The following is a 3687-nucleotide window of genomic DNA, read 5'->3' as shown; positions in this document are numbered from 1 at the left end:
GTGGGTGGATGGTTGCTCAAGGGTGGAACATTAACGAAGAGCTCGTCCATGACGGTTCGTGTCAGTACCTGTCCATCTTCGGGTGGGTGGTGGAACATCACGGGTACGGGGGAGGGGTTTGCCAAGCACACTGTTGGGTCCTGAGGGAACCGCCCGCATGGGTGGGGTCGCTCTGAACGGGCCATCGCGTCTCCTGGGTGAACCGCCAACCGGTTGTGTTGGTAGGCCGTGGGAGCGGGTGGGATCGTCCGTAGCTTGAGAACTGCACAGTGGACGCGAGCATCTTTGTAAGATCAAAGATTTATCTTTGTTCTCTGCAATTTTTTGTTGTCAAGTTTTTAAGGGCACAGGGTGGATGCCTTGGCACTAGGAGCCGATGAAGGACGTTGTAGCCTGCGATAAGCCTCGGGGAGTTGGCAAACGAACCGTGATCCGAGGATCTCCGAATGGGGAAACCCCGCTGGAGTCATGTCCAGTGACCCGCACCTGAATATATAGGGTGTGTGGAGGGAACGTCGGGAAGTGAAACATCTCAGTACCGACAGGAAGAGATATTCCGTGAGTAGTGGCGAGCGAAAGCGGAACAGGCCAAACCGTTCATGTGTGATAGCTACCAGGCGTTGCATGGGCGGGGTTGTGGGACCTTTCAGACCGGGCTGGTACCCGGTCAGGGAGTCAGAAAGTCGCGTTATAGTCGAAGGGCATTGAAAGGCCCGGCACAGAGGGTGCGACCCCCGTAGACGAAATGACGTGGCCTCCCGAAGGGGATCCCAAGTAGCACGGGGCCCGAGAAATCCCGTGTGAATCCGGCAAGACCACTTGCTAAGCCTAAATACTACCTAGTGACCGATAGCGGACCAGTACCGTGAGGGAAAGGTGAAAAGTACCCCGGGAGGGGAGTGAAATAGTACCTGAAACCGTGTGCCTACAATCCGTTGGAGCCTCCCTAGCAGGGGTGACAGCGTGCCTTTTGAAGAATGAGCCTGCGAGTTAGTGCTCAGTGGCAAGGTTAACCCGTGTGGGGAAGCCGTAGCGAAAGCGAGTCTGAATAGGGCGAATGAGTCGCTGGGTCTAGACCCGAAGCGAAGTGATCTAGCCATGGGCAGGTTGAAGCGTGGGTAAGACTACGTGGAGGACCGAACCCACCAGGGTTGAAAACCTGGGGGATGACCTGTGGTTAGGGGTGAAAGGCCAATCAAACTTCGTGATAGCTGGTTCTCCCCGAAATGCATTTAGGTGCAGCCTCGCGTGTTTCTTGCCGGAGGTAGAGCTACTGGATGGCCGATGGGCCCTACAAGGTTACTGACGTCAGCCAAACTCCGAATGCCGGTAAGTGAGAGCGCGGGAGTGAGACTGCGGGGGATAAGCTCCGTAGTCGAGAGGGAAACAGCCCAGACCACCAGCTAAGGCCCCTAAGCGTGTGCTAAGTGGGAAAGGATGTGGAGTTGCACAGACAACCAGGAGGTTGGCTTAGAAGCAGCCACCCTTGAAAGAGTGCGTAATAGCTCACTGGTCAAGTGATTCCGCGCCGACAATGTAGCGGGGCTCAAGTACACCGCCGAAGCTGTGGCATTCACACAAACGCTAGGCCTTCGTGGTCCAGGCGTGTGGATGGGTAGGGGAGCGTCGTGTGGGCAGTGAAGTCGCGGGGTAACCCAGCGGTGGAGCCTACACGAGTGAGAATGCAGGCATGAGTAGCGAAAGACGGGTGAGAAACCCGTCCGCCGAATGACCAAGGGTTCCAGGGCCAGGCTAATCCGCCCTGGGTAAGTCGGGACCTAAGGCGAGGCCGACAGGCGTAGTCGATGGACAAGGAGTTGATATTCTCCTACCGGCGAAGAACCGCCCATACCGAACCCGGTGATGCTAAGCGCCCTTAACCCGCACCGTCTCCTTCGGGAGACATCGCGGGAGCGGCGCGCGACCCGAACCGGTACTAGGTAAGCGTATTAACAGGGGTGACGCAGGAAGGTAGCCCAGCACGGCGATGGTTGACCGTGTCCAAGGTTGTAGGGCGAACAGTAGGCAAATCCGCTGTTCACATAGCCTGAGAACTGATAGATAGCGCGTATGCGCGAATTGGGTGATCCTATGCTGCCAAGAAAAGCCTCGGCGCGAGGTTCTAGCCGCCCGTACCCTAAACCGACTCAGGTGGTCAGGTAGAGAATACTAAGGCGATCGAGAGAATCGTGGTTAAGGAACTCGGCAAAATGCCCCCGTAACTTCGGGAGAAGGGGGGCCCGATGCGTGACGGAACTAGCTTCCCGAGCGTTGACGGCCGCAGAGACCAGGGAGAAGCGACTGTTTACTAAAAACACAGGTCCGTGCGAAGTCGCAAGACGATGTATACGGACTGACGCCTGCCCGGTGCTGGAAGGTTAAGAGGACGGGTCAGCTCTTCGGAGCGAAGCTCAGAATTTAAGCCCCAGTAAACGGCGGTGGTAACTATAACCATCCTAAGGTAGCGAAATTCCTTGTCGGGTAAGTTCCGACCTGCACGAATGGCGTAACGACTTCTCCGCTGTCTCAACCGCGAACTCGGCGAAATTGCACTACGAGTAAAGATGCTCGTTACGCGCAGCAGGACGGAAAGACCCCGGGACCTTTACTATAGCTTGGTATTGGTGTTCGGTGCGGCTTGTGTAGGATAGGTGGGAGACTGTGAAGCATGCACGCCAGTGTGTGTGGAGTCAACGTTGAAATACCACTCTGGTCGCTCTGGATATCTAACCTCGGTCCGTAATCCGGATCAGGGACAGTGCCTGGTGGGTAGTTTAACTGGGGCGGTTGCCTCCTAAAATGTAACGGAGGCGCTCAAAGGTTCCCTCAGCCTGGTTGGCAATCAGGTGTCGAGTGCAAGTGCACAAGGGAGCTTGACTGTGAGACTGACAGGTCGAGCAGGGACGAAAGTCGGAACTAGTGATCCGGCGGTGGCTTGTGGAAGCGCCGTCGCTCAACGGATAAAAGGTACCCCGGGGATAACAGGCTGATCTTGCCCAAGAGTCCATATCGACGGCATGGTTTGGCACCTCGATGTCGGCTCGTCGCATCCTGGGGCTGGAGTAGGTCCCAAGGGTTGGGCTGTTCGCCCATTAAAGCGGTACGCGAGCTGGGTTTAGAACGTCGTGAGACAGTTCGGTCCCTATCCGCTGCGCGCGCAGGAAACTTGAGAAGGGCTGTCCCTAGTACGAGAGGACCGGGACGGACGAACCTCTGGTGTGCCAGTTGTTCCGCCAGGAGCACGGCTGGTTAGCTACGTTCGGAAGGGATAACCGCTGAAAGCATCTAAGCGGGAAGCCTGCTTCAAGATGAGGTTTCCATCCCCGCAAGGGGGAGAGGCTCCCAGCTAGACCACTGGGTAGATAGGCCGGATGTGTAAGGCAGGACTAAAGACTGCTGAAGCTGACCGGTACTAATAAGCCGACAACTTGATAACACACAAACTTTTGCTACGCGTCCACTGTGCGGTTCCCGAGATACGGGCACACCCCCACGTAACCGGGGGACCCGAACATCTCCATAGAGTTACGGCGGTCATAGCGAGAGGGAAACGCCCGGTCCCATTCCGAACCCGGAAGCTAAGCCTCTCAGCGCCGATGGTACTGCCCTGGAGACGGGGTGGGAGAGTAGGTCGCCGCCGGACAACCATTCACCAAAGGCCCACCCCAACAGGGGTGGGCCTTTGGC

At 56.9% G+C, this 3687-nt stretch carries 2 rRNA genes; both read left to right on the top strand.

Features of this window, described 5'->3' with window-relative positions:
* Positions 1-328 precede the first annotated feature (328 nt).
* Positions 329-3436 (top strand): 23S ribosomal RNA (locus WFH32_RS19180).
* A gap of 90 nt (positions 3437-3526) precedes the next feature.
* Positions 3527-3643 (top strand): 5S ribosomal RNA (gene rrf / locus WFH32_RS19175).
* Positions 3644-3687: the final 44 nt, after the last annotated feature.

Source organism: Oerskovia sp. USHLN155 (genome assembly GCF_037145535.1).
Lineage (GTDB): Bacteria > Actinomycetota > Actinomycetes > Actinomycetales > Cellulomonadaceae > Oerskovia > Oerskovia rustica.
This window is presented reverse-complemented; position numbering and strand designations above follow the sequence as displayed.